Source organism: Ruegeria sp. YTSA168, assembly GCF_059610045.1.
The window spans coordinates 104,641-129,383 of the sequence record NZ_JBXWMW010000006.1 but is presented as its reverse complement, the minus strand read 5'-3'; the positions used below and the strand labels follow the sequence as shown (position 1 = coordinate 129,383).

The 24,743-nt window shown below is 59.1% G+C and carries 23 protein-coding genes; 10 read left to right on the top strand and 13 right to left on the bottom strand.

Annotation, left to right across the window (positions count from 1 at the left end; translation table 11 throughout):
* Nucleotides 1–76 precede the first annotated feature (76 nt).
* The 5 genes from xsc to AC2FFE_RS13105 all read left to right on the top strand — a co-directional run bounded on the left by xsc (nt 77) and on the right by AC2FFE_RS13105 (nt 7,555).
* Entirely contained in the window at nt 77–1,846 is a 1,770-nt protein-coding gene (gene xsc / locus AC2FFE_RS13125; protein ID WP_496846841.1) for a sulfoacetaldehyde acetyltransferase, read from the top strand.
* A 27-nt stretch (nt 1,847–1,873) separates the two neighbouring features.
* Nucleotides 1,874–2,881, top strand: coding sequence for a phosphate acetyltransferase (pta, locus tag AC2FFE_RS13120; RefSeq protein WP_496846840.1), 1,008 nt, complete (start codon nt 1,874–1,876; stop codon nt 2,879–2,881).
* 90 nt (nt 2,882–2,971) lie between these two features.
* Nucleotides 2,972–5,791, top strand: a complete 2,820-nt coding sequence (locus tag AC2FFE_RS13115; protein ID WP_496819685.1) for a molybdopterin oxidoreductase family protein — start codon at nt 2,972–2,974, stop codon at nt 5,789–5,791.
* A gap of 127 nt (nt 5,792–5,918) precedes the next feature.
* Nucleotides 5,919–6,668 carry a 4Fe-4S dicluster domain-containing protein gene (locus AC2FFE_RS13110; protein WP_496819684.1) on the top strand — a complete coding sequence of 250 codons (750 nt, stop codon included), beginning with the start codon at nt 5,919–5,921 and terminating at the stop codon, nt 6,666–6,668.
* The gene (locus tag AC2FFE_RS13105) at nt 6,668–7,555 is read left to right on the top strand and encodes a dimethyl sulfoxide reductase anchor subunit family protein (RefSeq protein WP_496819683.1); all 888 of its coding nucleotides are present in this window, start codon (nt 6,668–6,670) and stop codon (nt 7,553–7,555) included. The genes AC2FFE_RS13110 and AC2FFE_RS13105 overlap by 1 nt, the downstream gene beginning before the upstream one ends.
* A 144-nt stretch (nt 7,556–7,699) precedes the next feature.
* Here the strand turns inward: AC2FFE_RS13105 and dapA are convergent, their stop codons facing one another.
* A complete protein-coding gene (dapA, locus tag AC2FFE_RS13100) occupies nt 7,700–8,572 on the bottom strand; it encodes a 4-hydroxy-tetrahydrodipicolinate synthase (RefSeq protein WP_496819682.1) in 873 nt (290 codons plus the stop codon).
* A 135-nt stretch (nt 8,573–8,707) separates the two neighbouring features.
* On the opposite strand from dapA, the gene AC2FFE_RS13095 reads away from it, so the two are divergent.
* A complete protein-coding gene (locus tag AC2FFE_RS13095) occupies nt 8,708–10,681 on the top strand; it encodes a lytic transglycosylase domain-containing protein (protein WP_496819681.1) in 1,974 nt (657 codons plus the stop codon).
* Here AC2FFE_RS13095 and AC2FFE_RS13090 read toward each other — a convergent pair.
* Nucleotides 10,655–11,524, bottom strand: coding sequence for a DMT family transporter (locus tag AC2FFE_RS13090; RefSeq protein ID WP_496819680.1), 870 nt, complete (start codon nt 11,522–11,524; stop codon nt 10,655–10,657). The two genes, AC2FFE_RS13095 and AC2FFE_RS13090, sit on opposite strands and share 27 nt — an antisense overlap.
* Nucleotides 11,521–12,186: a tRNA (5-methylaminomethyl-2-thiouridine)(34)-methyltransferase MnmC2 gene (mnmC2, locus tag AC2FFE_RS13085; RefSeq protein ID WP_496819679.1), complete on the bottom strand. Its 666-nt coding sequence runs from the start codon at nt 12,184–12,186 to the stop codon at nt 11,521–11,523. The genes AC2FFE_RS13090 and mnmC2 overlap by 4 nt, the downstream gene beginning before the upstream one ends.
* A gap of 55 nt (nt 12,187–12,241) precedes the next feature.
* Here mnmC2 and AC2FFE_RS13080 point away from each other — a divergent pair, with 55 nt between their 5' ends.
* Nucleotides 12,242–13,276 (top strand): NAD(P)/FAD-dependent oxidoreductase, encoded by a 1,035-nt coding sequence (locus AC2FFE_RS13080; protein ID WP_496846839.1) that lies wholly within the window; start codon nt 12,242–12,244, stop codon nt 13,274–13,276.
* Between the two features lie 7 nt (nt 13,277–13,283).
* Here AC2FFE_RS13080 and AC2FFE_RS13075 read toward each other — a convergent pair whose 3' ends face one another.
* From AC2FFE_RS13075 to AC2FFE_RS13065, 3 genes are all read right to left on the bottom strand, one after another.
* Nucleotides 13,284–13,823 (bottom strand): NADPH-dependent FMN reductase, encoded by a 540-nt coding sequence (locus tag AC2FFE_RS13075; protein ID WP_496846838.1) that lies wholly within the window; start codon nt 13,821–13,823, stop codon nt 13,284–13,286.
* 87 nt (nt 13,824–13,910) lie between these two features.
* Nucleotides 13,911–14,582: a YiaD family glycine zipper/OmpA-like lipoprotein gene (locus AC2FFE_RS13070; protein WP_496846837.1), complete on the bottom strand. Its 672-nt coding sequence runs from the start codon at nt 14,580–14,582 to the stop codon at nt 13,911–13,913.
* A 130-nt stretch (nt 14,583–14,712) separates the two neighbouring features.
* Nucleotides 14,713–15,408, bottom strand: a complete 696-nt coding sequence (locus AC2FFE_RS13065) for a helix-turn-helix transcriptional regulator (protein ID WP_496846836.1) — start codon at nt 15,406–15,408, stop codon at nt 14,713–14,715.
* Nucleotides 15,409–15,512: 104 nt separating this feature from the next.
* Between AC2FFE_RS13065 and AC2FFE_RS13060 the strand changes: the two genes are divergently transcribed.
* The gene (locus AC2FFE_RS13060) at nt 15,513–15,704 is read left to right on the top strand and encodes a hypothetical protein (protein ID WP_496846835.1); all 192 of its coding nucleotides are present in this window, start codon (nt 15,513–15,515) and stop codon (nt 15,702–15,704) included.
* Nucleotides 15,705–15,706: 2 nt separating this feature from the next.
* On the opposite strand, the gene AC2FFE_RS13055 is transcribed toward AC2FFE_RS13060, so the two are convergent.
* Entirely contained in the window at nt 15,707–16,354 is a 648-nt protein-coding gene (locus AC2FFE_RS13055) for an RluA family pseudouridine synthase (RefSeq protein WP_496846834.1), read from the bottom strand.
* Nucleotides 16,355–16,451: 97 nt separating this feature from the next.
* Between AC2FFE_RS13055 and AC2FFE_RS13050 the strand changes: the two genes are divergently transcribed.
* Both AC2FFE_RS13050 and AC2FFE_RS13045 read left to right on the top strand, forming a co-directional pair.
* Nucleotides 16,452–16,862 (top strand): nuclear transport factor 2 family protein, encoded by a 411-nt coding sequence (locus tag AC2FFE_RS13050; protein ID WP_496819672.1) that lies wholly within the window; start codon nt 16,452–16,454, stop codon nt 16,860–16,862.
* A gap of 2 nt (nt 16,863–16,864) precedes the next feature.
* On the top strand, nt 16,865–17,575 hold the full coding sequence (locus AC2FFE_RS13045) for an SGNH/GDSL hydrolase family protein (RefSeq protein WP_496846833.1): 711 nt from the start codon (nt 16,865–16,867) through the stop codon (nt 17,573–17,575).
* Here the strand turns inward: AC2FFE_RS13045 and rarD are convergent.
* From rarD to AC2FFE_RS13015, 6 genes are all read right to left on the bottom strand, one after another.
* Nucleotides 17,566–18,471 carry an EamA family transporter RarD gene (gene rarD, locus AC2FFE_RS13040; RefSeq protein ID WP_496846832.1) on the bottom strand — a complete coding sequence of 302 codons (906 nt, stop codon included), beginning with the start codon at nt 18,469–18,471 and terminating at the stop codon, nt 17,566–17,568. The two genes, AC2FFE_RS13045 and rarD, sit on opposite strands and share 10 nt — an antisense overlap.
* 263 nt (nt 18,472–18,734) lie before the next feature.
* Entirely contained in the window at nt 18,735–21,188 is a 2,454-nt protein-coding gene (locus AC2FFE_RS13035; protein ID WP_496846831.1) for a GcvT family protein, read from the bottom strand.
* Nucleotides 21,189–21,277: 89 nt separating this feature from the next.
* Nucleotides 21,278–22,261: a GlxA family transcriptional regulator gene (locus tag AC2FFE_RS13030; RefSeq protein ID WP_496846830.1), complete on the bottom strand. Its 984-nt coding sequence runs from the start codon at nt 22,259–22,261 to the stop codon at nt 21,278–21,280.
* A 17-nt stretch (nt 22,262–22,278) separates the two neighbouring features.
* The gene (locus tag AC2FFE_RS13025) at nt 22,279–23,172 is read right to left on the bottom strand and encodes a homocysteine S-methyltransferase family protein (protein WP_496846829.1); all 894 of its coding nucleotides are present in this window, start codon (nt 23,170–23,172) and stop codon (nt 22,279–22,281) included.
* Nucleotides 23,173–23,184: 12 nt separating this feature from the next.
* Nucleotides 23,185–24,237 carry an alcohol dehydrogenase family protein gene (locus tag AC2FFE_RS13020; protein ID WP_496819667.1) on the bottom strand — a complete coding sequence of 351 codons (1,053 nt, stop codon included), beginning with the start codon at nt 24,235–24,237 and terminating at the stop codon, nt 23,185–23,187.
* Nucleotides 24,238–24,249: 12 nt separating this feature from the next.
* Nucleotides 24,250–24,726 (bottom strand): cupin domain-containing protein, encoded by a 477-nt coding sequence (locus AC2FFE_RS13015; RefSeq protein WP_496846828.1) that lies wholly within the window; start codon nt 24,724–24,726, stop codon nt 24,250–24,252.
* Nucleotides 24,727–24,743: the final 17 nt, after the last annotated feature.

Here is a 24,743-nt window from a genome sequence, read left to right as displayed (position 1 = left end):
GTCCAATGGGTCAAAACCAAAAGCAACGGCGGGGCAGCGTGCCCGGCCATTCCTCACCTGCCCGGAGATCAGTCACATGAAAATGACCACAGAAGAAGCTTTTGTTAAGGTCCTGCAGATGCATGGGATCGAACATGCGTTTGGGATTATCGGCTCGGCCATGATGCCGATCTCGGATCTGTTCCCCAAAGCCGGGATCATGTTCTGGGACTGCGCCCATGAAGGCAGCGCCGGTATGATGGCCGATGGCTACACCCGCGCCACCGGCAAGATGTCGATGATGATCGCCCAGAACGGCCCCGGCATCACCAACTTCGTTACCGCCGTCAAAACCGCCTATTGGAACCATACGCCGCTCCTGTTGGTCACCCCGCAGGCGGCGAACAAGACCATCGGTCAGGGTGGTTTCCAGGAAGTCGAACAGATGAAGCTGTTCGAAGACATGGTCGCCTATCAGGAAGAAGTCCGTGATCCGTCCCGCGTGGCCGAAGTCCTGACCCGCGTCATCAGCCAGGCCAAGCGTCTGTCTGGTCCGGCGCAGTTGAACATTCCCCGCGACTTCTGGACACAGGTGGTCGACATCGAAATCCCCGAGCCCATCGAATTCGAACGCAGCCCGGGTGGCGAAAACTCGGTCACGAAAGCGGCTGAGATTCTGTCAAACGCCAAGAACCCGGTTATCCTGAACGGCGCGGGCGTCGTTCTGTCCGAGGGCGGGATCGACGCCTCGATGGCATTGGCCGAGCGTCTGGATGCGCCGGTTTGTGTCGGCTACCAGCACAATGACGCCTTCCCCGGCAAGCACCCGCTGTTTGCGGGTCCGTTGGGCTATAACGGCTCGAAAGCCGGGATGGAGCTGATCAAGGACGCCGACGTTGTTCTGGCCCTTGGCACGCGCTTGAACCCGTTCTCGACCCTGCCCGGCTACGGCATGGAGTACTGGCCCGCAAACGCCAAGATCATTCAGGTCGACATCAACCCGGACCGCATCGGCCTGACCAAGAAAGTCAGCGTCGGCATCGTGGGAGATGCAGCCAAAGTGGCCAAGGGCATTCTGGCGCAACTGTCCGACACCGCTGGTGACGAAGGCCGTGACGCGCGCAAGGCGAACATTGCCCAGAAGAAATCCACCTGGGCGCAGCAACTGTCCAGCATGGATCACGAGGATGACGATCCCGGCACCACTTGGAATCAGCGCGCTCGCGACGCCAAACCCGACTGGATGAGCCCCCGCATGGCCTGGCGCGCAATCCAGCAGGCCCTGCCGCGCGAAGCCATCATCTCGTCGGACATCGGCAACAACTGCGCCATCGGCAACGCCTATCCCGATTTCGACGAAGGCCGCAAATATCTGGCTCCGGGCCTGTTTGGTCCCTGTGGTTACGGTCTGCCCGCCATCGTCGGCGCCAAGATCGGTCAGCCGGACGTGCCGGTTGTTGGTTTTGCTGGTGACGGCGCATTTGGCATTGCGGTGAACGAACTGACGGCCATCGGCCGCTCGGAATGGCCCGCCGTGACCCAGATCGTTTTCCGCAACTACCAGTGGGGTGCGGAAAAGCGGAACTCGACCCTGTGGTTCGACGACAACTTCGTGGGCACCGAACTGGACACGCAAGTGTCTTACGCCGGTATCGCACAGGCCTGTGGTCTGAAAGGTGTGGTCGCCCGCACGCAGGACGAGCTGACAGCAGCCCTGAACCAGGCCATCGAGGACCAGAAAAACGGTATCACCACCCTGATCGAAGCCATGATCAACCAGGAACTGGGTGAACCCTTCCGCCGCGACGCGATGAAGAAACCTGTTGCAGTTGCTGGTATCGATGCCAGCGACATGGCTGCACAGTAAGCCAAACTCGGATCGGAGCCGGAACGTATGACCCTAACGCCCATCGAGCTGTTGCGTCAGAACGTCCCGGCGACCCGACCTGTTATCTCTCTCTGCGAAGGCAGTGATCCCCGCATCGTCGCGGGGGCGCTGGCCGCTCATCAGGCCGATCTGGCCGATATTATTCTGGTTGGCCCACAGGCCGACGTCGAGGCCGCGCTGCAAGAACACGAAGCCGCCCCTACGAACGGTATCATGATCCATGATCCCGTAACCTCGGACCTGACCGAGGAATTTGCCCAAACCTATTTTGAGCTGCGACAGCACAAGGGCGTCGACCTTGCGAAAGCGCAGGCCGCTGTCAAAACACCCGCTATCTATGCGGCCATGCTGGTCCGCAGTGGCCGCGCCAATGGCACGCTTGGCGGTGCTGTTCACACGACCGGAGACATTGTCCGCGCCGCCCTGCAAGTGATTGGCATGGCTCCTGACGCCGGTATGGTTTCCTCTTTCTTTATGATGTACCCGCCGAAAAACTCAGACCCCGGTGCACGCGCGATGATATACTCCGATTGCGCGCTGATCATTGATCCGACCCCGGACGAACTCAGCAAGATCGCCATCGCTTCGGCCGCCTCAGCCCGCACCCTACTGAGGATCGATCCCAAGGTCGCGATGCTCAGCTTTTCAACCAAAGGCAGCGCCCGGCATTCGGATGTTGACAAGGTGATCGCGGCTACAGATACGCTGCGTCGCACCACTCCTGATCTGGAAGTTGATGGAGAGCTGCAATTCGACGCAGCCTATGTTCCGTCGGTTGGAGACCGCAAATCCCCCGGATCATCCGTTGCCGGTCAGGCCAACGTGATGATCTTCCCCAATCTCGATGCGGGCAATATCGCTTATAAAATCACCCAAAGGCTGGGTGGCTACGCAGCGGTTGGCCCTGTCTTGCAAGGGTTGGCCCAACCCGCCAACGACCTGTCGCGCGGCTGTAGCGCCGAGGACGTGACCCAGATGATCGCTGTGACCGCATTGCAAGCAATTGAAATCTAGAACCCAAATCAGGCATCGACCTCAGAACGATGTTCTCAAATCGACGGGAAAATGACAATGTTCTCCCGAAGTAACAGGTAGGACCCGCCAATGACCCATCAGCAGCCGATCCTTGATACATCGCCCAAAGTCTCGGACGAGATACGCAAGACCACGTGTTACATGTGCGCCTGCCGCTGTGGCATCAATGTGCATATGAAGGATGGCAAGGTCGCCTATATCGAAGGCAACCGCGATCATCCGGTGAACAAAGGCGTTCTTTGCGCCAAGGGCAGCGCCGGTATCATGCAGGTCAACGCCCCATCCCGTCTGCGCAAGCCTTTGCGGCGGGTTGGCCCACGCGGATCCGGTGAATTCCGCGAAATCGAATGGGATGAGGCGATCAGCACCGCCGTTGGCTGGCTAAATGAATTGCACGAAACTGCGCCACAAAAGCTGGCCTTCTTCACGGGCCGCGATCAAAGCCAAAGCTTCACCAGCTTCTGGGCGCAGAACTTCGGCACCCCAAACTATGCGGCCCATGGCGGGTTCTGTTCCGTCAATATGGCGGCGGGCGGCATCTACACGATGGGTGGCGCGTTTTGGGAGTTCGGCCAGCCCGATTGGGATCACACAAAGCTGTTCATGCTGTTCGGCGTGGCCGAGGACCATGACAGCAACCCGATCAAGATGGGCATCGGCAAGATCAAGGCGCGCGGCGCGCGGGTGATCGGGGTGAACCCGATCCGCTCGGGCTATAACGCCGTGGCTGACGACTGGGTCGGGATTACGCCCGGCACCGATGGCCTGTTCATTCTGTCGCTAATTCACGTGTTGATGAAAGCAGGTAAGATCGACCTCGACTACCTCAGCCGCTACACCAACGCGCCGGTATTGGTGAACGCCTCTGAGGGGCCGGAAAAGGGCCTCTTCCTGCGCGACATCGACGGCAAACCGCTGGTTATCGACCGCGTTACCGGAGAGCCCACAGCGTTCGACAAACCCGGCGTCCGGCCCGACCTGTCGGCCACCTATGACAAAGACGGCATCACCCACCGTCCGGTCTTCCATCTGATGGCCGAGAAATACCTCAGCGACGACCATGCCCCCGAAAACGTGGCCGACCGCTGTGGCATCCCTGCCCAACGCATCCGCGCCATTGCCGCAGAAATTGCCCGCGTCGCCTTTGATGAGGCCATCGAGCTGGATCATGAATGGACCGACTTCCGAGGCGAAACCCATTCCAAGATGACGGGTCGCCCGGTCAGCTTCCACGCCATGCGCGGGATTTCCGCCCATGCCAACGGGTTCCAGACCTGTCGCGCCCTGCATGTGCTGCAAATTCTGCTGGGCACGGTCGAGGTACCTGGCGGCTTTCGTTTCAAACCGCCCTACCCCAAACCAGTCGAGGCGCATCCAACCCCGCATGGCGACCGTCGCCCGGGCCGCCCGCTGGAGGGCCCGCATCTGGGCTTCCCGCGTGGCCCCGAAGACCTACTGCTTGACGCGTGTGGCACCCCACAACGCATCGACAAGGCCTTCACCTGGGAAAATCCGATGTCGGCACACGGGCTGATGCATATGGTTATCTCAAACGCCGCTGCGGGTGATCCCTACAAGATCGACACGCTGTTTATGTACATGGCGAACATGTCGTGGAACTCCTCCATGAACACCAAAGGTGTGATGGAGATGCTGACGGCCAAGACAGAAGACGGCAAATATGTCATCCCCAACATCATCTATTCGGATGCCTATTCCTCGGAAATGGTAGCCTATGCCGACCTGATCCTGCCTGATACGACCTATCTGGAACGGCACGACTGTATCAGCCTGCTGGATCGTCCAATCTGCGAGGCTGACGCCGCCGCAGATGCGATCCGCTGGCCCGTGATCGAACCTGATCGCGATGTGCGTGGCTTCCAATCGGTTCTGATCGAACTGGCCAACCGGATGAGCCTGCCGGGCTTCACCAATGAAGACGGCACGCCCAAGTGGAAAGACTACGCGGACTACATCGTCAATCACCAACGCAAGCCGGGCATCGGCCCATTGGCGGGGTTCCGGGGTGAAAATGGCGATAAAGAAGGGCGCGGAGAGGTCAATCCAGACCAGCTGAACCGCTATATCGAAAACGGTGGTTTCTACGTGGCCCACATCCCCGAAGGCGCCGACTACTACAAACCATGGAATGTAGCCTATCAGGACTGGGCGGTGGGCATGGGTATTTATGACAGCCCACAACCCTACCTGTTCCAGCTCTATTCCGAACCTATGCGCAAATTCCAACTGGCCGCTGAAGGGCACGGAGATCGCCAGCCGCCGGACCATCTGCGCGAGCGGATCAAAGACAAGATGGACCCGCTACCGATCTGGTATGAAACAGACCAACAAGGTAACGAAGGCTTCACCGTCAACGCTCTGACCCAACGCCCAATGGCCATGTATCACAGCTGGGGCACCCAGAACGCGTGGCTGCGGCAGTTGCACGGGCGTAACCCGCTCTACGTCCCAACCAAACTGATGCGCGAACATGGGCTGCAGGATGGCGACTGGGCCAAAGTCAGCTCTCCGCACGGGGAAATCACAGTGCCAGTTATGGAGATGGCCGCGCTCAACGACAACACCGTCTGGACCTGGAACGCCATCGGCAAACGCAAGGGCGCCTGGGCCCTGCAGGACGACGCCCCCGAAGCCACCAAAGGCTTCCTGCTGAACCATCTGATCCACGAACTCCTGCCGCCAAAGGGCGACGGAATGCGATGGGCAAATTCTGATCCAGTGACCGGACAGGCCGCCTGGTTCGACCTGAAGGTCAAAATTGAAAAGGCTAACCCGCCATCAGACGCCGAAAGCCAACCCGAATTCGCCTCGATTCAATCTCCGGTTGGCACTGGCCCAAAGGATATCGCATGGAAGGTTGGAAAATGACCGAATCCATTCTTCATCTGGCCCAAAATATCTCGGGGTCGCCATTGTCGCGCCATTGGTCCGAGAGACAATGGCGACGGGCAGAGCCCCAGCCCACTCTCACCATCAAAGCGGAGGCAAGGCAGTCATGACCCAGCTCCCCCAATCCACGGAACGCAAGATGGGTCTGGTCATCGACCTTGATACCTGTGTGGGCTGCCACGCCTGCGTGATTTCCTGCAAAGGTTGGAACACCGAAAACTACGGCGCCCCTCTTTCGGATCAGGACGCCTATGGCGGCAACCCATCCGGCACCTTCCTGAACCGTGTACATTCTTACGAGGTGCAACCCGAACAGGGCGCGGCTCAACTCATCCATTTCCCCAAATCCTGCCTGCATTGCGAAGACGCCCCCTGCGTCACCGTCTGCCCCACCGGGGCCAGCTACAAGCGGGTCGAGGACGGGATCGTGTTGGTCAATGAAAACGACTGTATCGGCTGCGGGCTCTGCGCATGGTCCTGCCCCTATGGCGCGCGCGAGATGGACATGGCCGAAGGTGTGATGAAGAAATGCACCCTCTGCGTTGATCGCATCTACAACGAAAACCTGCCCGAAGTAGACCGCGTGCCTTCGTGTGTGCGCACCTGCCCGGCCGGTGCCCGCCATTTCGGCGACCTCGGCGATCCGGACAGCGATGTCAGCAAACTGGTGGCCGAGCGGGACGGCATGGACCTGATGCCCGAGATGGGCACCAAACCGGTTAACAAATACCTGCCACCCCGACCCAAGGATCAGATCGAGGAGCAGATCGATATCCTCGCCCCTCTCCTGGCCCCCATCGCGGAAGAGCCCAAGGGGTTCCTCGGCTGGCTCGACAAAACACTGGAGAAGCTCTGATGCATCCGGCCCCTTCCGTCATCATCTTTACCACCTTGTCCGGGCTGGGCTTTGGCCTGCTCGTCTTTCTGGGCCTCGGCCTGCCAGAAGTCACGGGCTGGGTTGCGTTTGTATTCTTTGCGATCGCCTATGCCCTGGCCGTCGGCGGCCTGATGGCGTCGACCTTTCACCTTGGCCACCCGGAACGCGCGATCAAAGCCTTCACGCAATGGCGCTCAAGTTGGCTCAGCCGCGAAGGTTGGTGCGCGGTTATCGCGTTGATCGTCATGGGATTATACGCCATCGGCGCAGTGTTTCTAGGGCAGCATTGGGGTGCACTTGGACTACTGGGCGCGCTATTTTCGCTTGCGACGGTGTTTACGACATCAATGATCTACACGCAGCTCAAGACGATACCGCGCTGGAACTTGAAGCTGACGCCGGCGATGTTCCTCAGCTTCAGCCTGGCCGGGGGAGCACTGCTGGCCGGCCAGACGTCTATCGCCATACCATTGTTGTTGATTGCTGCGTTGGTCCAGATTCTGTACTGGCACCAAGGAGACAGCGCGCTCGCAAACTCTGGAACTGATCTGGGCACCGCAACCGGATTGGGCGCGCGTGGAACCGTGCGCGCGTTTGAGCCGCCGCATACAGGCACTAACTACCTGCTGCGCGAATTCGTCCATGTGGTGGGCCGCAAACATGCGCAAAAACTGCGGATGATCGCGTTTGCGTTGGGCTTTGTCTTGCCGCTTATTCTGCTGGCTCTACCGGTCGGAGGTTTGGCGATAAAGCATCTGTTTGCGCTATTGGCCGTGATCTCACATCTGGCGGGCATTGCCACGTCGCGCTGGTTGTTCTTTGCCCAAGCCGAGCATGTGGTCGGATTGTATTATGGCAAGCGATAGGTAGGGGGCCAGCCCCCTCTTGAGCCCGCGGCTCAATTCACCCCCCGGGATATTTCTGGCCAGATGAAGTCTGGATCCGGGCTGAAATGGAAAAGGCGGCGCTCGGGGATCGAGGCCGCCCTTTTTGCTTGGATTTGTTTAGGCTCAGATCAGACCGGCATGGGCCATGGCCGCATCAATGGCGGCTTTGGTGCTGTCTTCCAAGCTGGTCAGCGGCAGGCGCACCTCAGCGCTGCAGCGGGCCAATTTGCTAAGCGCGTATTTGGCACCCACAAGGCCGGGCTCGATAAAAAGAGCCTCGTGCAAGGGCATCAACCGATCCTGATAGGCCAATGCTGTTGCGTAGTCGCCTGACAATGTCGCCTGTTGGAATTCAGCGCAGAGTTTCGGGGCCACATTGGCCGTGACCGAGATACACCCGATACCGCCATGGGCGTTGAAGCCCAAAGCCGTCGCATCTTCCCCAGACAGTTGGCAAAAGTCGGCACCGCAGCTTGCACGCTGTTGGCTGACCCGCGCCAGATCGCCAGTGGCGTCTTTTACCCCTACAATACGTGGCAGCTTGGCCAGTTCACCCATCGTGGCGGGCGTCATGTCGATGATCGAGCGACCAGGGATGTTGTAGATGATGATCGGAATGTCGGCACAGTCGTGCAACGCGGCAAAATGTTCAAACAGGCCACGCTGAGTCGGCTTGTTGTAGTAGGGCGTCACAACAAGTGCAGCATTCGCGCCGACTTTCTTGGCAAATTGCACAAAGCGCACTGCTTCAACCGTGTTGTTCGAACCCGCACCGGCAATCACCGGCACACGACCTGCGGCGGCCTTGACCACCTCTTCCACAACCGTCTCATGTTCATCATGGCTCAGCGTCGGGCTTTCGCCGGTGGTGCCCACGGGGACCAGCCCGGTAGAGCCGGATTCGATCTGCCATTCGACAAGGTGTTTGAGCGTATCCAAGTCCAACGCGCCGTTTGTGAACGGGGTGACGAGGGCGGGCATAGAGCCTTTGAACATGACACGCTCCTTAAGGTGCAGTTTCCGTGTTTTTTACACCGCGGGCCATCACGATTTAGGCTTTGTGAGTTGATCCCGGCGATGCAAGGTTTATCCTCACAGGCTCTATCCTTGGTTGGTTGGGAAATGCAAGGCATGACACGCGTTCTGGGCCTGATGATGGCCGTGATTCTGTATTCCGCTTTAACGCCACAACCCGCGCAGGCGGATGCTGCTGCCGATTTGCGTGCCGGGTTAAGCGAGATGCGCAAGGGTGACTGGAACGAGGCACTGCGCGTGTCTGGGCAGCGCGGATCGGTTTCGCGCGATATCATCGTGTGGGAATGGCTGCGGCAGGGCTTTGGCAGCTCGGGCGATGTGCTGGTGTTTCTGGATCGCCGTCCGGACTGGCCCGGTCTGGCCTGGCTGCGCCGCAAAAGCGAGCCGTCTTTTACCGGCGCAGACCCCGATCGCGTGCTGAAGTTCTACTCAGATGTGCCGCCGCAAACGGCGGAGGGTGCGTTGAATTACGCCGTCGCCCTGATGGCAAAAGGACAACAGGGTGAGGCACAGGCGGATATCGTCACAGCCTGGCGCACCATGCCCATGGGCACGGGGTTGCAGAAAAATTACGTCGAGAATTTTGGCAAGTTGCTGAAACCCCATCACGCAGCGCGGTTGGACCGGATGTTATGGGATGGCCATCTGGTGAGTGCATCCCAGATGTTACCACTGGTGGGCGCGGATGATCGCAAACTGGCCGAAGCACGGATTGCGTTGCAAAAGCGTCTACCTGGCGTCGATACAAAGGTGGCGGCAGTGCCAAAGTCGGTTGCGGATGCCCCGGGTCTTGCCTTTGACCGTTTCGTCTGGCGCGACAGAAAAGAACTGGACGACAGCGCGGTTGATCTGATGCTGGCCCGATCTACCAGCCCGGAGGCTTTAGGCGAGCCTGACAAGTGGGCCGAAGGACGGCGCAGGTTGGCACGGCTGGAGATGCGGCAAGGCCGACCGGCGCGGGCCTACAAGGTTGCCTCAACCCATCATATGACGCCGGAAATGGGCTATGCCTATGCTGATCTGGAATGGCTGTCAGGTTTTCTGGCCCTACGCAGACTGAACGATCCAGCCACTGCTGTGCGTCATTTCCAGAATTTCTCGGACGCCGTGCAATCCCCGATCTCGAAAGGTCGCGGGGGATATTGGCTGGGCCGCGCTTATGCGGCGCAGGGTGAGGCAGAAAAGGCTTATGAGGCTTACGCCATCGGGGCGGACAATCAGACCTCGTTCTACGGGTTGCTGGCGGCTGAACAGATCGGACGCCCGTTTGATCCTGAATTGGCCACACCCCGCCGTGCGCCGCATTGGCGGCAGGCGGATTTCACCAATTCCAGTGTTCTGGAAGCCGGGCTGCTGCTGTTGAAAGCAGGCGAGGATAATCTGTCCGAGCGGTTTCTGACGCACCTGGTCGAAGGCCTTGATCCGGTTCAGGCCGCTCAGTTGGGCGATCTGGCGATCGAGCTGAACGAACCCCATCTGGCGGTCATGATTGCCAAACGGGCAGCCACCACCGGTACAGTCCTACCGGCGGCCTACTACCCCGTGCACCCTGTGGCCGATATGGGCCTGCCGATGGCCAAGGAAATGACACTAGCCATCGCACGACGCGAAAGCGAGTTTGATCCGGTCGTCATCAGCGGTGCAGGCGCGCGCGGTCTGATGCAAGTAATGCCAGCCACCGCGAAACTGGTGGCGCAGGAGCTAGGTATCCTCAGCGGGCATCAGACCGGACGCTTGACCTCGGACTGGCAGTATAACGCGAAACTCGGGGCCAATTACCTGTCGGGGCTGGCGGCTGATTTCAACGGCAATGTGGTCATGATGGCGGCAGGGTACAATGCCGGACCTCGGCGGCCTATTTCCTGGATGGAACGCTATGGCGACCCGCGCCGGGGCCAGGTGGATGTGGTCGATTGGATCGAGACCATCCCCTTTAGCGAAACCCGCAACTATGTGATGCGCGTGGCAGAAAGCCTTCCGGTTTATCGGGCTCGCCTGGGTCAACCTGCCCTGCCAATCCCCTTTTCGCAGGAGTTGAAGGGCTCAACCCTGGCTGCGTTCGCGCCATAGTGTGAACAGGCCCGCGGCCACAACAACCGCCGCCCCGACAACCACTTCGGGGCGCAACACTTCACCAAAGATTGAAATACCCAGGATTGCGCTCCAGACGAGGTGGAAATAGGCAAAGGGTTGAACGGCGCTGGCCTCGGCCATCTCATAGCACTTGATCAGCAACCAGTGCCCAAGCGCCCCGCTGACGCACAACACCGCCATCCAGCCCCAATCGCCTTGGGCCATGGGTTCCCAGAACCACATGCCAACAAGCGTCATGGCGACCGCACCGGACACGCCGGTCCAGAAAAAGCTGGTGGCCGTGCTGTCCTGACGCGCGGCATAGCGGGTCAACAAGCCGTACAAAGCAAACATCAAGGCTGAAATCAGCGGAATGATAGCCCAAGGGTTAAAGACCCCAACCCCCGGCTGCAGGATGATCAGAACGCCAACGCAGCCGACACCAATCGCCGTCCACCTACGCCATCCGACCCGTTCGCCCAGCACCGGGCCGCTGAGCGCCGCAACAAGCAGTGGATAGCAGATGAAAACAGCCATGCTGTCGATCAGACCCAGAATGGTAAAGCTGAAAACGGCGACGCAGATTTCAGCCGCCAGCAAGACGCCCCGAAAGATTTGCAATCCGAGTTGGTTGGTTCGGGTCGTTGTATTCAACCCGCCAGGCGCGCGCGCAGCCAGGGCGATCACGAAGGCAGCGAAGAACCAATAGCGGATCATCACGACCATGTAAGTGTTATAGGACTCGGCCAAATGGCGAGAGATTCCGTCCTGCAAGGCAAAGACGATTGTCGCGCCAATCATCAACGCAACGCCCGCGCGCGTATTGTTCTGCTGGGTCATGCTTTGACCGCCCGTGTCATATGGCGTTTGCGGCCATAGCCGGGGGTTCTGGTCACTTGGAAACCCGCGTCCTCCAATCCGCGCCGCACGAATCCGGCGGCGGTATAGGTGGCCGCCGAGCCCCCTTGGACCGTATGATCTGCAACCTGCTGCATCAAGTCAGGGCCCCAAAGCTCGGGGTTCTTGGCGGGTGAGAAACCGTCCAAAAACCACGCATCCGCCCGCTCCTGCCAATTCTGTAACGTCTGGCGCGCGTCGCCTTCAATGACGGTTAGTACCAGCGTATCGAGCAGGCAGTCTTTCCCTGTCCATTTCTCCAGAAATCGATCCGCCCATAGCGCCAGTTCAGGGAATGCAGTCAAAGCCCGCCGCATATCCGCTGTGTCCATTGGAAAAGCTTCGAAGCTAGTAAAGTGCAGCGGGGTCGTTTGACCCGCCTGTTCCCAGGCAGACCACGTGGTGAGCATATTCAGCCCAGTGCCAAACCCCAGCTCAGCAATGTGAAAACCCGGCACAAACCGCGCAGGCAGCTCGTTGCCCGCAAGGAAAACATGCCGCGTCTCCTCGACCCCGTTTTGCAACGAGTAGTATGGGTCGTCGAAACGATCCGAGACGGGTATCTGATCCTCGGTCCACGTGACCTCGGCGCGCTGGTTTGCCATCGGGGAATCCTGTAGCTAAACGGCGCGACACTGAACAAGGAAAAGGAGTTTGGCAATGGTCGATGTGACCGTCCGAGGAGCCGGGATTTTCGGCCTGTCCATCGCCTGGACCTGCGCGCAGCGCGGCGCGAAGGTGCGCATCGTCGATCCCTTTGGTCCGGGTGCGGGCTCCAGCGGCGGTCTGGTCGGTGCCTTGGCCCCGCATGTGCCTGAAAACTGGAACGCCAAGAAGGCCTTTCAGTTCGACAGCCTGATCATGGCCGAACCGTTCTGGACGCAAGTTGAGACTATCGGCGGTGTCTCTGCCGGGTATGGGCGTTTGGGGCGCATTCAGCCGATTGCCGACCCGCACAGCCTTGATCTGGCGCGCGCGCGCGAACTCACGGCACAAGAGCTGTGGCAGGGCCGTGCTGCGTGGCAGGTCATAGAGATCGCCGAGGCCGGATCATGGTGCCCGCCCAGCCCGACCGGCTATGTCATTCATGACACGCTAACCGCCCGGATGCACCCACGCCGCGCTTGCGCTGCACTAGTCGCGGCTTTGGCGGTCATGGGGGTAAAGGTGGTCACTGATGCACCCGATGCAGGTCGAGTTGTGCACGCCACCGGGGTCGCTGGCCTGCAAGAACTGAGCGAAGTCTTTGGCAAAACAATCGGCAACGGTGTGAAAGGCCAGGCGGCGCTGCTGCGGTTTGATGCGGGCTCGGTACCGCAGCTGTTTGCAGATGCGATCCATATCGTTCCCCATGCCGACGGGACGCTGGCCATCGGCTCGACCTCGGAACGTGACTATGACGATCCCGCCAATACTGACAGCGCGCTGGACGATGTGATCGAGCGCGCCATGCAGGCGGTTCCGCTGCTTCACGGCGCCGAAGTGATCGAGCGTTGGGCCGGTGTCCGCCCTCGCAGCAAAAGCCGCGCGCCGATGCTGGGCGCACACCCGTTACACAAGGGGCAGTTCATCGCCAATGGCGGATTTAAGATCGGTTTCGGCATGGCCCCGAAAATCGCCGAGGTCATGGCCGATCTGATACTGGACGAGCGCGATACAATCCCGGATGACTTCCGGCCCGAAGCCTCGCTTTGACCCGGATCTAAACGCTCAGGTTCCGCAGCTTCTGCATCAGGGTCCCCAGCATGTTTTCATAGCGCGCGCTGGTCAACCTGCCCTGATCGTCAAATTCGTTCGAACTGTCGGCCAGATGGATTTCCGGTCCCTGTAAAATCAGCGGCTGGAACGGCACCATGTAAGCCCGCAGGATCATCTGAGCCCGCTCTCCACCTGCGCGACCCGCAGCGGCTGACATGACGGCAACCGGCTTATCGGCCCATGGGTTGCCCTCGGTACGGCTGACCCAGTCCAGTGCATTTTTTAAAACCCCAGAGGGGCCCTTGTTGTATTCCGGGGTCGAGATGATCACCGCATCGGCTTGCTCAATCTGCCCGCGAAGCGTTTGAACGACAGCAGGGATACCTTCGCCTTCCTCCAAATCCCCATCATAGAGGGGCAGATTCAGGTCAGCCTCAACAAACTGAGCAGGATCAAACAGCCGCGCGGCTTCACGCAGCAATTTACGGTTGGTTGCGCTTTGGCGCAGGGACCCGGACAGGCCCAGCAGGATCGGTTTGGACATCAGGGGAAACTCCGTTTCGTTGTTTCCCCATAGTTAAACCGGCACAGGCCCGATCCAAACCCTGTTTTATGCACAGGCCCTGCGCGATCAGGTGTTACCGCTGGGGACGATCACTATCTCAACACGGCGGTTCTGTGCCTTACCCGCTGGTGTCAGGTTCGACGCAATCGGATTGTTTTCGCCCTGCCCGATGGTTGTGATGCGGTTGTAGCCCACGCCATTGGCCTGAAGAATATCCGCCACCGCATTCGCGCGACGGACCGAGAGGCCCTGATTGTAGGCGGCATCGCCGTCGCTGTCGGTATGGCCAATGATCTGGACGTTCGAGTTCGGGTAGTTCACCAGGTTCTGTCCAACCTTAACCAGGTCCGAGCGCAGGGCCGGGCGCACGGTGGCGCTGTCCGTATCGAACGTGATGTCGTTCGGCACAGTGACAATCAGGCGATCCCCGGTATTCACGATGCTGATGCCATCGTTGGCTAGCTGCTGGCGCAGTTCAGCTGCCTGGCGGTCAAGCTGATTGCCGATCAGACCGCCACCTGCCGCACCGATTGCGCCGCCCGCCAAAGCACCCAACAGCGGGTCGGAATCGTTAGAAATGGCCCCAACACCCGCCCCAATCAAGCCGCCAATAAGCGCGCCTTGTTTGGCGTTTTGGTTCGGATCGCTGGGTACATTCAGCGTGCCCGGATCGGTACATGCTGCGAGTGCCAGGGCCGAACCCAGCCCGGTCGCCACGAAAAACTTGGAAATCGTCATGATATCACCTTCTGCTCCGGCCCCCGGTTTGTTCGGGTTTGCCTTGTTCAGCGCATTATATCATGGGGACTACCTACAGGCTCAAGCAACAATGCGGTGAAGTCGGCGAATACCTGCCCAAACCCACCGATCAGGCGGTTTCGACATGGCTGTCCCAACGGGTCTGTTCCTGCCAGAGAGTGCGCAGGGATTCGCCTTGCCCGCAAAAGCTCTCGTCTATGCTTTCGCTGGCCCAGATACGGTCCGTCCGGAAATGACGAAACCCGCTGCGCAGCTCACACCAGGCGGCCAGCATCGTGCATTCGATATGATAGATCAGGGCCACGGGGCGGACGACACGAATTGTACGTTCCTCTGCCCCATTCACATAAGTAATGCGGATTTTCTGTTCGCTGCGAATGGCCTCTCGATAGCTGGCAACAGGCACGCAGCCTTTGGCCGGATCATCAGGCGGCGTTCCCCAGGTCGAGACCCGCAGCCAGCGTCTGGGCGTGTCGTGCAGCGCGTCGATCTTGCGGCAGATACGGCGGGCAGCTTCCTGCAGTTCGCTGTCGCCGGTGCGCGCCAAAAGCGACAGCCCTACCCAAAGGGCCTCAACCTCCTCCGCATCGAAATTCAGCGGCGGCAGATCATACCCGCGGCGCATCAGATACCCGATCCCCGCCTCGCCTTCGATGGGGGTGCGCTGCGCCTGCAGTGCCGCGATGTCCCGGTAAACCGTGCGCGCCGATACTTCGAGCTTGGCCGCCAATGCCTCAGCCGTCACCGGCGCGTCGGCAGCACGCAATATCTGGATGATTTCGAACAATCGGGTCGAACGGCGCATGTTTTTCTCCCTCAACGCTACTGACACATTAGCACGCCCCACTGACAAGGGGGTGTCAGGAGTGATGGGCGAAGCTGGAACAGTCCCGAATAAGGAGTGATGGCATGCCCTATCTCGACAACCACGTCATGATGACCCTGAAACTTGGCCGCTGGTCGGAGGACCACACGCTGCGCGCCTATGAGATTGAACGCGAACTTGCGCAGGTAAGACAGCCTTGCCAAGCCAACACAAAAAAACGCGCGCGCCGCTTTTCGCTTGGCAATCTGAAGACGTTGTGGACCAGCATCGCGTGAATTCAGAAATCCGCCGGCGCCCTGAATTTCATGGAAAGCCCGCCTTCGGGGTTTTTCAGACGCAGTTCCTCGGAATGCAACATCAGGCGCGGGAAATCGCGCGCAGGGCCTTCGGCATAAAACGGGTCACCCAAAATCGGGTGACCCAGCGCCAGCATATGAACTCGCAGCTGGTGTGACCGCCCGGTCTTGGGAAACAGGCGCATACGGGTACTCTCACCCTCGTGTTTAACGACGCGCCAGTCGGTCAACGCCGGTTTGCCGGTTTCATGACATACCATCTGACGCGGGCGGTTGGGCCAGTCGACGATCAGAGGCAGATCAACGGTTCCGGTCTTGTCTTTGACCCGACCCCAAACGCGCGCAACATAAGTTTTTCGCGTCTGACGTTTTTCGAACTGCATGCTCAGATGCCGTTGCGCATGAGGGGTCTGGGCGAACACCATGACGCCCGAGGTGTCACGATCCAGCCGATGTACCAACAAGGCCTGCGGAAACGCAGCCTGCACACGGGTCAACAAACAATCTGCCAGATGCTCACCCTTGCCCGGAACAGACAGCAACCCCGAAGGTTTGTTGACCACGATCAGCTGCGCATCTTCATGCAGCACATCCAGCGGTGTGTTCGGAGGATCATAGGCTTCGGTCATGCGCGCCTGCCTAACGCAGGGCGCACCCTACCGCAACGTCGTCCTTGCGCGCCACACGGTGTTCGTGAACCCTTGGACCGAGCAAGGGAGAGAGGCCATGCATCCAACAATCGAACACATGCAACAGGTTGTCGCCAAAGGGGATGAGGCGCAGATCCGCCCACTGTTGGCCGAAGACGTCCGTTTCTTGCCCCCGACCTATTTCAGCACATGGACAGGACGAGAGCCCGTTGCGGCTGTCCTGGGCCATGTGGGGCAGGTGTTTTCCGACTTTCGGTATCGACGGATCATGGGCAGCGGCTGCGATTGGGCATTGGAATTTCAATGCAAGGTCGGTGATCTGGACGCGGTTGGCGTGGATCTGATCACGCTCAACAACGTCGGCCTGATACAGGAATTCGAGGTCGTCATGCGCCCTTACAAAACTATCGGGGCCCTGCGCGAGGCGATGATGGCCCGCGTCACACGCGATCCGCGCTTTCTGGACTTCAAATCCGCACTCAGCTGATCATGCCAATCTCAATTGCCGCCGATCAGATTGTCCGCTTACCATTGGCGCCGGTTCTTGCGTTGCAGGGCCTTTCGGTGCGCCGCAGCGCTCAACTGCTGCCGGAACCCGCTGGCCCACGCCACGGGCAAATCGGTCGCGGGCCCCGGCTCCGCCTGTTGATCACGGGTGACAGTTCTGCCGCAGGGGTCGGCGCAGGCAGGCAAGATCAGGCCCTTTCCGGCCATTTGCTGCGTCACCTGTCGAAACATCACGCGGTCGAATGGCGGCTAGAGGCCACCACCGGGCATACAACTCAAGACACGCTCAACAGGCTATCGCAGCTAGGCGGCACATATGACGCTGTTGTCACTGCGCTGGGGGTGAATGATGTGACCCGTGGCGTCACTCTCAAACGTTTCGTTGAGCGCCAGACCCAATTGGCGACCCTGCTGACGCAGATGTTTGGCGCACGTCGGGTCGTGGTTACAGCCGTCCCCCAAATGAACCGGTTTCCTGCTCTGCCCCAGCCTCTGGCATGGGTTCTGGGCCAGCAATCCGCACGGCTGGACCAGGGTTTGCAACGAGTGACAGCAGTGCATCCCGAACTCAGACATCTGAAACTGGACTTACCTGACGACCCTGCCCTGGTCGCGCCAGACGGCTACCATCCCAGCCCCAAGACCTATGCGATCTGGGCTGAAAGAGCTGTGAAACTTTTGCTTCAAACCTGACGTCGCGCCTGTCGGATCATCGGAATCGAATAGACAATCAGTGCCGCCCAGATCAACGGAAACGCAATCATCCGGCCACGATCAATCTGCTCTCCGAACAAAGTGATCGCAGTGATGAAAATCATTGTGGGCGCGATGTATTGCAGAATACCCATCGTCGACAACCGCACCAGCTTGGCCCCGTTGGCATAAACCAACAAGGGCACAGCGGTTACAATACCTGCGCAAGACAAGAGCAAAGTGTCGGACGCAACCATTCCGAAATGACCCGCGCCTTGCACGCCCAGCAATGTCACATAAACCAACGCCGGGATCAGCAGGATGAGCACTTCTAGCAGAAATCCCTGATTGGGACCAATGGGCAGAGAGCGTTTGAAAAAGGCGTAAAAACCCCAGCTGACCATCAAGCCCAATGCGGCCCAAGGCAGCCGACCGGCCTCGAACACCAAAACCAGAACACCCAGCGCGGCCAGACCAACCGCCACAAGCTGCGTTCGGTTCAGCGGCTCGCGCAGCAATATCGCGCCCAGCGCGATGCTGAACAAAGGATTGATGTAATACCCTAGCGCAGCATCCAGCGCATGTCCGGTTGAAATCGCCCAAACATAAATCGCCCAGTTCACTGAAATCAGCGCAGCCGTGACCGCCGCCATCCCCAGCATCTTAGGATTACCAAGGGCTGCTTTCAGATCCCCCGTGCGCCCCAGAAGGATCAACAACAGACCCGCAACCGGCACTGACCAGATCACACGATGTGCAACCACTTCGACCGGACCAATATGATCCATCGCTTTCATATAAAGCGGCAAGAAACCCCAAAGAACATAAGCCGTAACCGCAAGCACCAACCCCTTTGGGGTATCCGCGTTCTGAAGTGAAGAGGGTGTGTCTGACACGGCAGATCTCCGGTTGGTACCGGACCGGTGTACGGCAGGTACTTAGGGATTGAAAACTCCGAAATCAGTGAAGCCTAACATAACGAATAGTGATGGGTCGATGTCTGAGCGCGTACACAATTCAATTTGAATACAGCGAGGCTCCGCCTCGCGCTCCGAGATATTTTTAGCCAGATGAAGTCAGGATCCCAAGCTTCATCTGGCCCGAAGTATCCCGGGGGAGGTGCCCGCAGGGAGCCGGGGGCAGAGCCCCCTGACCCATCTCAGACTTTGACGCGTTCGGATTTGGGGTCATACATTGGCTTCAAAGACGCTTCGGCTTTGACCTTCACGCCACAGACATCGATCTCGTAAGTCGAAGCCAGGACATCGGCTGCTTTCTCACCTTCACAGGGAACATAGCCCATGCCGATAGCGCCGCCCAGCGTGTGGCCGTAGTTGCCCGAACTCAGATAGCCGACATATTCGCCATCCCGCACGATCGGTTCGTTATGAAACAGGAGCGGTTCGGGATCGGCCAGTCTGAACTGTACCAGACGGCTTTGGGGTCCATTTTCCTTACGTGTGATCACGGCCTCGCGGCCAATGAAATCGCAGCCCTTGTCTACCTTGACGGCAAAGCCTAGCCCCGCATCTACCACATGATCTTCGCAAGTGATGTCGTGGCCAAAATGGCGGAAACCTTTTTCAATCCGGCAGCTGTCCATCATATGCATACCGCACAGCTTCAGCCCCATATCCTGACCGGCTTCATGCAGCGTTTCGAACACATGGCCGGCCATATCTGAGGAGACATAAACCTCCCAGCCAAGTTCACCCACATAGGTTACGCGATGCGCGCGGGCCAGGCCCAGGCCGATCTCGATGTTCTGCGCGGTACCAAACGGATTGGTCGCGTTCGAGAAATCAGCCGGAGAGACCTTTTCCAGGAGCGCGCGCGCATTCGGGCCCATCACGGCCAATACGCCCTCGCCCGCAGTGACATCGGTGATGACCACGTTGAAACCACCCGCGTGGCGCTGCATCCAGCTTTGATCAGCAAGCCGCGTCGCCGCCGGGGTGACCACCAGGTAGGAGGTTTCGGTCAGGCGGGTCACAGTGACATCCGCTTCGATCCCGCCAGTGCGGTTCAGGAACTGCGTATAGACGATCTTGCCATTGGGCACCGAGTAGTCACCGCCACCGATATAGTTCATGAACTTCTCGGCATCCGGCCCCTCGACCCGGATTTTGCCGAAGGAGGACATGTCGTACATACCCACATTCTCGCGCACAGCACGGTGCTCAGCTGCAGAGTTTTCGAACCAGTTTTGACGTTTCCAGCTATATTGGTACTCGCGTTCCTGCCCGTCATTGGCAAACCAGTTGGCGCGTTCCCAACCCGCCAATTCGCCGAAAACGGCCCCTTGTTCCTTCAGGTGATGATGGAACGGCGTCCGGCGCACGCCGCGCGCGGTCGCCTTTTGACGATAGGGGTAGTGGTCGGCGTAAAGCAGGCCCAATGTCTCTTTCGAACGCTCGAACAGGTACTTTTTGTTGCCCTGAAACGGCTGCATCCGGCTGATATCCACGTCACCCAGATCGAACGGCTTTTCACCACTGTCCATCCATTCGGCCAACGCCATGCCCGCACCACCGGCGGATTGGATACCGATCGAGTTGAAACCGGCGGCAACCCAGACATTGTCCATCTCGGGCGCGAGACCCAGATGATAAGCGTCATCGGGCGTAAAGCTTTCCGGCCCGTTAAAGAAGGTATGTATGCCCGCTTCGGCCAACATCGGCATGCGTTCACAGGCCGCTTCGAGGATCGGTTCAAAGTGATCGAAATCCTCAGGCAGTTGGTCGAACTCAAAGCTGTCTGGAATGCCGCCCATGGCCCAGGGTTTGGCGTTGGGTTCAAACGCACCCAGCATCATCTTGCCCGCATCTTCCTTGTAATACGCGCATTCATCCGGCACGCGCAAAACCGGCAGCGGGGTCAGACCTTCGATGGGTTCCGAGACGATGTAGAAATGCTCGCACGCGTGCAGCGGGACGTTCACACCTGCCATCCGGCCAACTTCGTGGCCCCACATACCCGCGCAGTTCACCACCATATCACATTCGATATGGCCCGAGGCGCCGCCATCATCGGCAACCCAGTCCACACCGGTGACCGTGCGGCCTTGCTTGACGATATCAGTGACCTTCACCCGTTCTTTGACGACGCCGCCCCGCTGCCGCGCGCCCTTGGCCAATGCCAGGGCGATATTCGCAGGATCGCCCTGCCCGTCGAGCGGCAGGTAAACCGCACCTTTGACACCGTCGAGGTTCAGGTGCGGATACATCTCATTTACCCGTTCGTTCGAAACTTCTTCGACCTCGACACCAAAGGCGCGGGCCATGGCGGCCTGGCGGTATATCTCTTCTTTACGTTCGTCGGTCAGCGCGACGGTGATTGACCCGACGCGCTTGAACCCGGTGGCGACGCCGGTTTCCTCTTCCAGCGCGCCGTAAAGCTCTTGGCTGTATTTCGCCAATTTGGTCATGTTTGCCGTCGCGCGCAGCTGCGCGATCAGGCCCGCCGCATGCCATGTGGTACCGCTGGTCAACTGCTTGCGCTCAAGCAGGACAACGTCTTTCCAGCCCTTCTTGGTCAGGTGATAGGCAACCGAGCATCCGATGACGCCGCCGCCGATGATGACCACTCGGGCTTTGCTGGGCAGATCAACCATTGTGCAGACTCCGCTTTGTCAGGTTTTTACCTGCATCGCACGGAAGATCGACAGAAAACCTATCAAAAACGTCAGCACATCTACAAAAATCACCTATGCGCGATTTGCCTCTTCTGGCGCCGCATCGCGAAAGGCGTGACCCCAAAGAAGCTTCGATAGACCGACGAAAACCCGTTTGGGAATCCACAGGCAAGACCGATCTCGCGCACGCTCATGGTTGTGTTCAGCAGCAGGTTGTTGGCTTTGGCCAGCCGCATTTCGCGATAAAACCCATTGGGTGTGGTTCCGAAGAAGGCTTTGAATTTCCGTTCCAGCGACCGGTTCGATAAGCCCAGCAGGTCTACGATCTCATGAATGGGCAGCGGTTCTTCGATGTTTGCCTGCATCAGCTTGATACATTGATCCAGTTTCAGGTCTCCGGTCGCTGTGGTCTTGGCCCCGGAAAATGGCTGTAAGGACGAAAAATCGCGGATGTTTTCGTGCAGCATGATATCCGCGACCGTCATTTTCACCGCGCCTGAGATGTGGCGCCCGATCACCGCCAGGGCGATATCTGTCGTCGCTCCCATCCCGGCGCAGGTGACCACCGCGCCACGTTCGGTTGCGATTGACAGTTTAGCCTCAAAACCTGCACCACGTTCACGCAGGAAAGATGCGTTTTCCCAGTGGGTTGCCAAATCGGCTGTTCCCTGTTCGTCAATGTAGCGGCTGGCCGCTTCGGCCAGCAGAAACACCTGCGCGCCGCGATAGGTGTAGTCCGAGACGACACGGCCCAGTGACAGGTCGGGTTGATACGGGTCCGTATTCCCGATGACAAAAAGATAGGCCGCTGTCGGGTTGGGCAAAACGGCTTTGGTCTCAACGGTCGCGTCGCTGCTGCTGGCAATCGGCCCTCCGCGCAGGGATCGGTAGCCAAAGGAAAACCGGGGCGACGGGCAGACCCGGTTTGCAATACGCAGCACATCGACCAAAGACGCCAGTTCCAACAACACATAGCCCGGCGCGACCAGTATGTCGAAATGGACAAGATCAGGGTCTGGTTCGGCGGAGGCTGAAACGGGTGTCTCTGTCATTCAGCCCTGCACATTTCTCAGACGATCTGATGACCGGCAGCCTTAAGCCGATGAGCCAAAGCCTCGATGTGATCTGGGCCGATCTCACAGCATCCGCCAACAATCGTCGCGCCTTGATTGACCCAGGCCATGGCATGATCGGCATAGGCTTCGGGCCCCAGATCATGGCGCTGTTCCAGCGCATCAACCGTCGGGGCATCTTTCAGGAACCCATCTGTGATATGGGTGAAACCATTGGCATAGGCCCCAAAGGGCAGACCCATGCCGGACAAAACATCCAACGCCGCCGGGATTGCCTCGGGCGGCGAGCAGTTGATCAGAACGGCGTCGGGGTGATGTTCGGCGACCAAGGGGGCGATATCCTGCAAAGGCTCACCCGAGCGCAGGCGTGTTCCGTCCTCATCCATCACCGACACGGCCAACCAGACAGGTTTCCCGCAGTTGGCCGTCCCGCGCAGGGCTCCTTCGGCCTCAAGAACCGAGGACACGGTTTCATGCAGGAACATATCGACATCATCCGCCATCAACGCGACCAGCTCACCAAACTTTTGCGCCGCGTCGTCCGGGTCGGGCATCAGGTCGGGTCGGTATGACGCCAACAAAGGCCCCAGTGATCCGGCAACCCGCCCTGTTCCATCCGGCCGCGCGGCCTTGGCCTGTGTCACAGCGGTTTGAACCAGCGGCGTCAGCTGATCTTCGATCCCTTCACGCATCAGGCGCGAGCGGTGAACGGCATAGGTGTTGGTCGTGGCAACGGTTGCGCCGCGGGCGAAGTATTCGGCATGTACCTCACGTACCAGTTCGGGATGATCAATCATCACCCGCGTCGACCACAATGGCGTCGGGCGCTTGCCGCTGCGTTTCACCAGCTCTTGCCCGATTGAGCCATCCAACAAAGTAATCTTCGCCATACCAAACCTTCCTTACGGGATCAGCACCAGTTTCCCCGGCAGCGCTTTGGACTGAAAAGCCTCTTGCGCCTGAGTGATATCCCTTAAGGGGTATGTACGGGAAATCAATGGCTTGATGCGACCAGCATTCATAAGTTCGACCAGGCGGCCAAAGACCTCGGGCGCTTGATGCGTGCAGCCGTGGATGGTGATGTCGCGCAGATAGATATCGCGCAGGTCTGCCTGTACCATCGGGCCCGCGATTGCACCGGATACGGCGTAGTGACCGCCGGGTTTCAGCGCAAGGATCAGATTTGCCCATGCCGGGCCACCAACCACGTCGATAACAACATCGAACATATCGGCAGGCAGAGGCGCATCGCGGTCAAAGGTCCCGACCGCGCCCTGAGATTTCACCACCTCGGCTTTTGCCTCCCCGGTCACGCCCCAGACCTGTGCGCCATGCAGGCGTGCCAGTTGCACAGCGGCCAGACCTACGCCACCCGATGCGCCAGTTATCAGGACCTTGTGACCAGCGGTGACACCCGCGCGGGTCAGTAGATTCTCGGCGGTCCCGTATGCGCAAGGGATGGCCGCAATCTCGATATCTGACAGGGGCGAAGCGGAGACGTCATAAAGATCATCCGCCTCAACCAGACAATATTGCGCAAAGGCCCCATCGATCTCGGACCCCAGCGCGATGAACCCGTGCGGATGACCGGGACGCGGACGTGGCAGGTTGATCGGGCAGGTCACGCGCTGACCCGGCTTGAACCCCACCTCAGAGCCGACAGCTTCGACGATGCCACACAAATCACCCCCTTGAATCCGAGGAAATTGTAATGCACCGCCCCAGCCCCCGGCCTCGACATCCTGATCGACGTCATCTGTGGCCCCGGTTACATCCGACGAATACCAGCCGACCCGTGTATTGATATCCGTGTTATTGACCCCGGCAGCTGCAACGCGCACCAGAACCTGCCCGGGGCGGGGCATTGGCACGGCAATATCTTCACGCCATTCCAGCGCCTCGGGCCCACCATGGTGGGTCAGATAAACGCCGGACATTGTGGTTGGGATAGTCATAGGGGACGCCGTTCAACCTGCATCATCGGGATGGGGCGGAACAGGGCCCATCGGTACAATATCATAGCGGGAATTAAGCGCAGCCATCTTTGCCTCATCAGCAAAGTCAGCCTCACTCATATTCGCCAGCTCAGCCAGGAAATCGTCAAAACCCGAAGGCTGAAAGATCATCAGCATCTTTGCGGGTGCATTGCCCGCTGTTCGGCACGCGTGCGGCACACCCGGGGGCACGTGCATCGTGGTCCCTGCCCTGCAGCGATGCCAATCGCCATCGATGTAAAAATCAACCTCACCATCCAGAAAATAGAATGTTTCGGCGTGGGTTTCGTGTCGATGAAGGCCAAGCACAAAGCTGGCCTTCAGATTGTCCTCCATAAGAGTATAAGCGCCATTCGTATCCCGACCGGACACTTTCACAAACGTATGGTCGTTTTCCCAGTCATAGTTGGGGCCGTCACCAGGCCCCAGAACTGAATAGCGTTTGCCCATTTTGGGTCTCCTTCTTA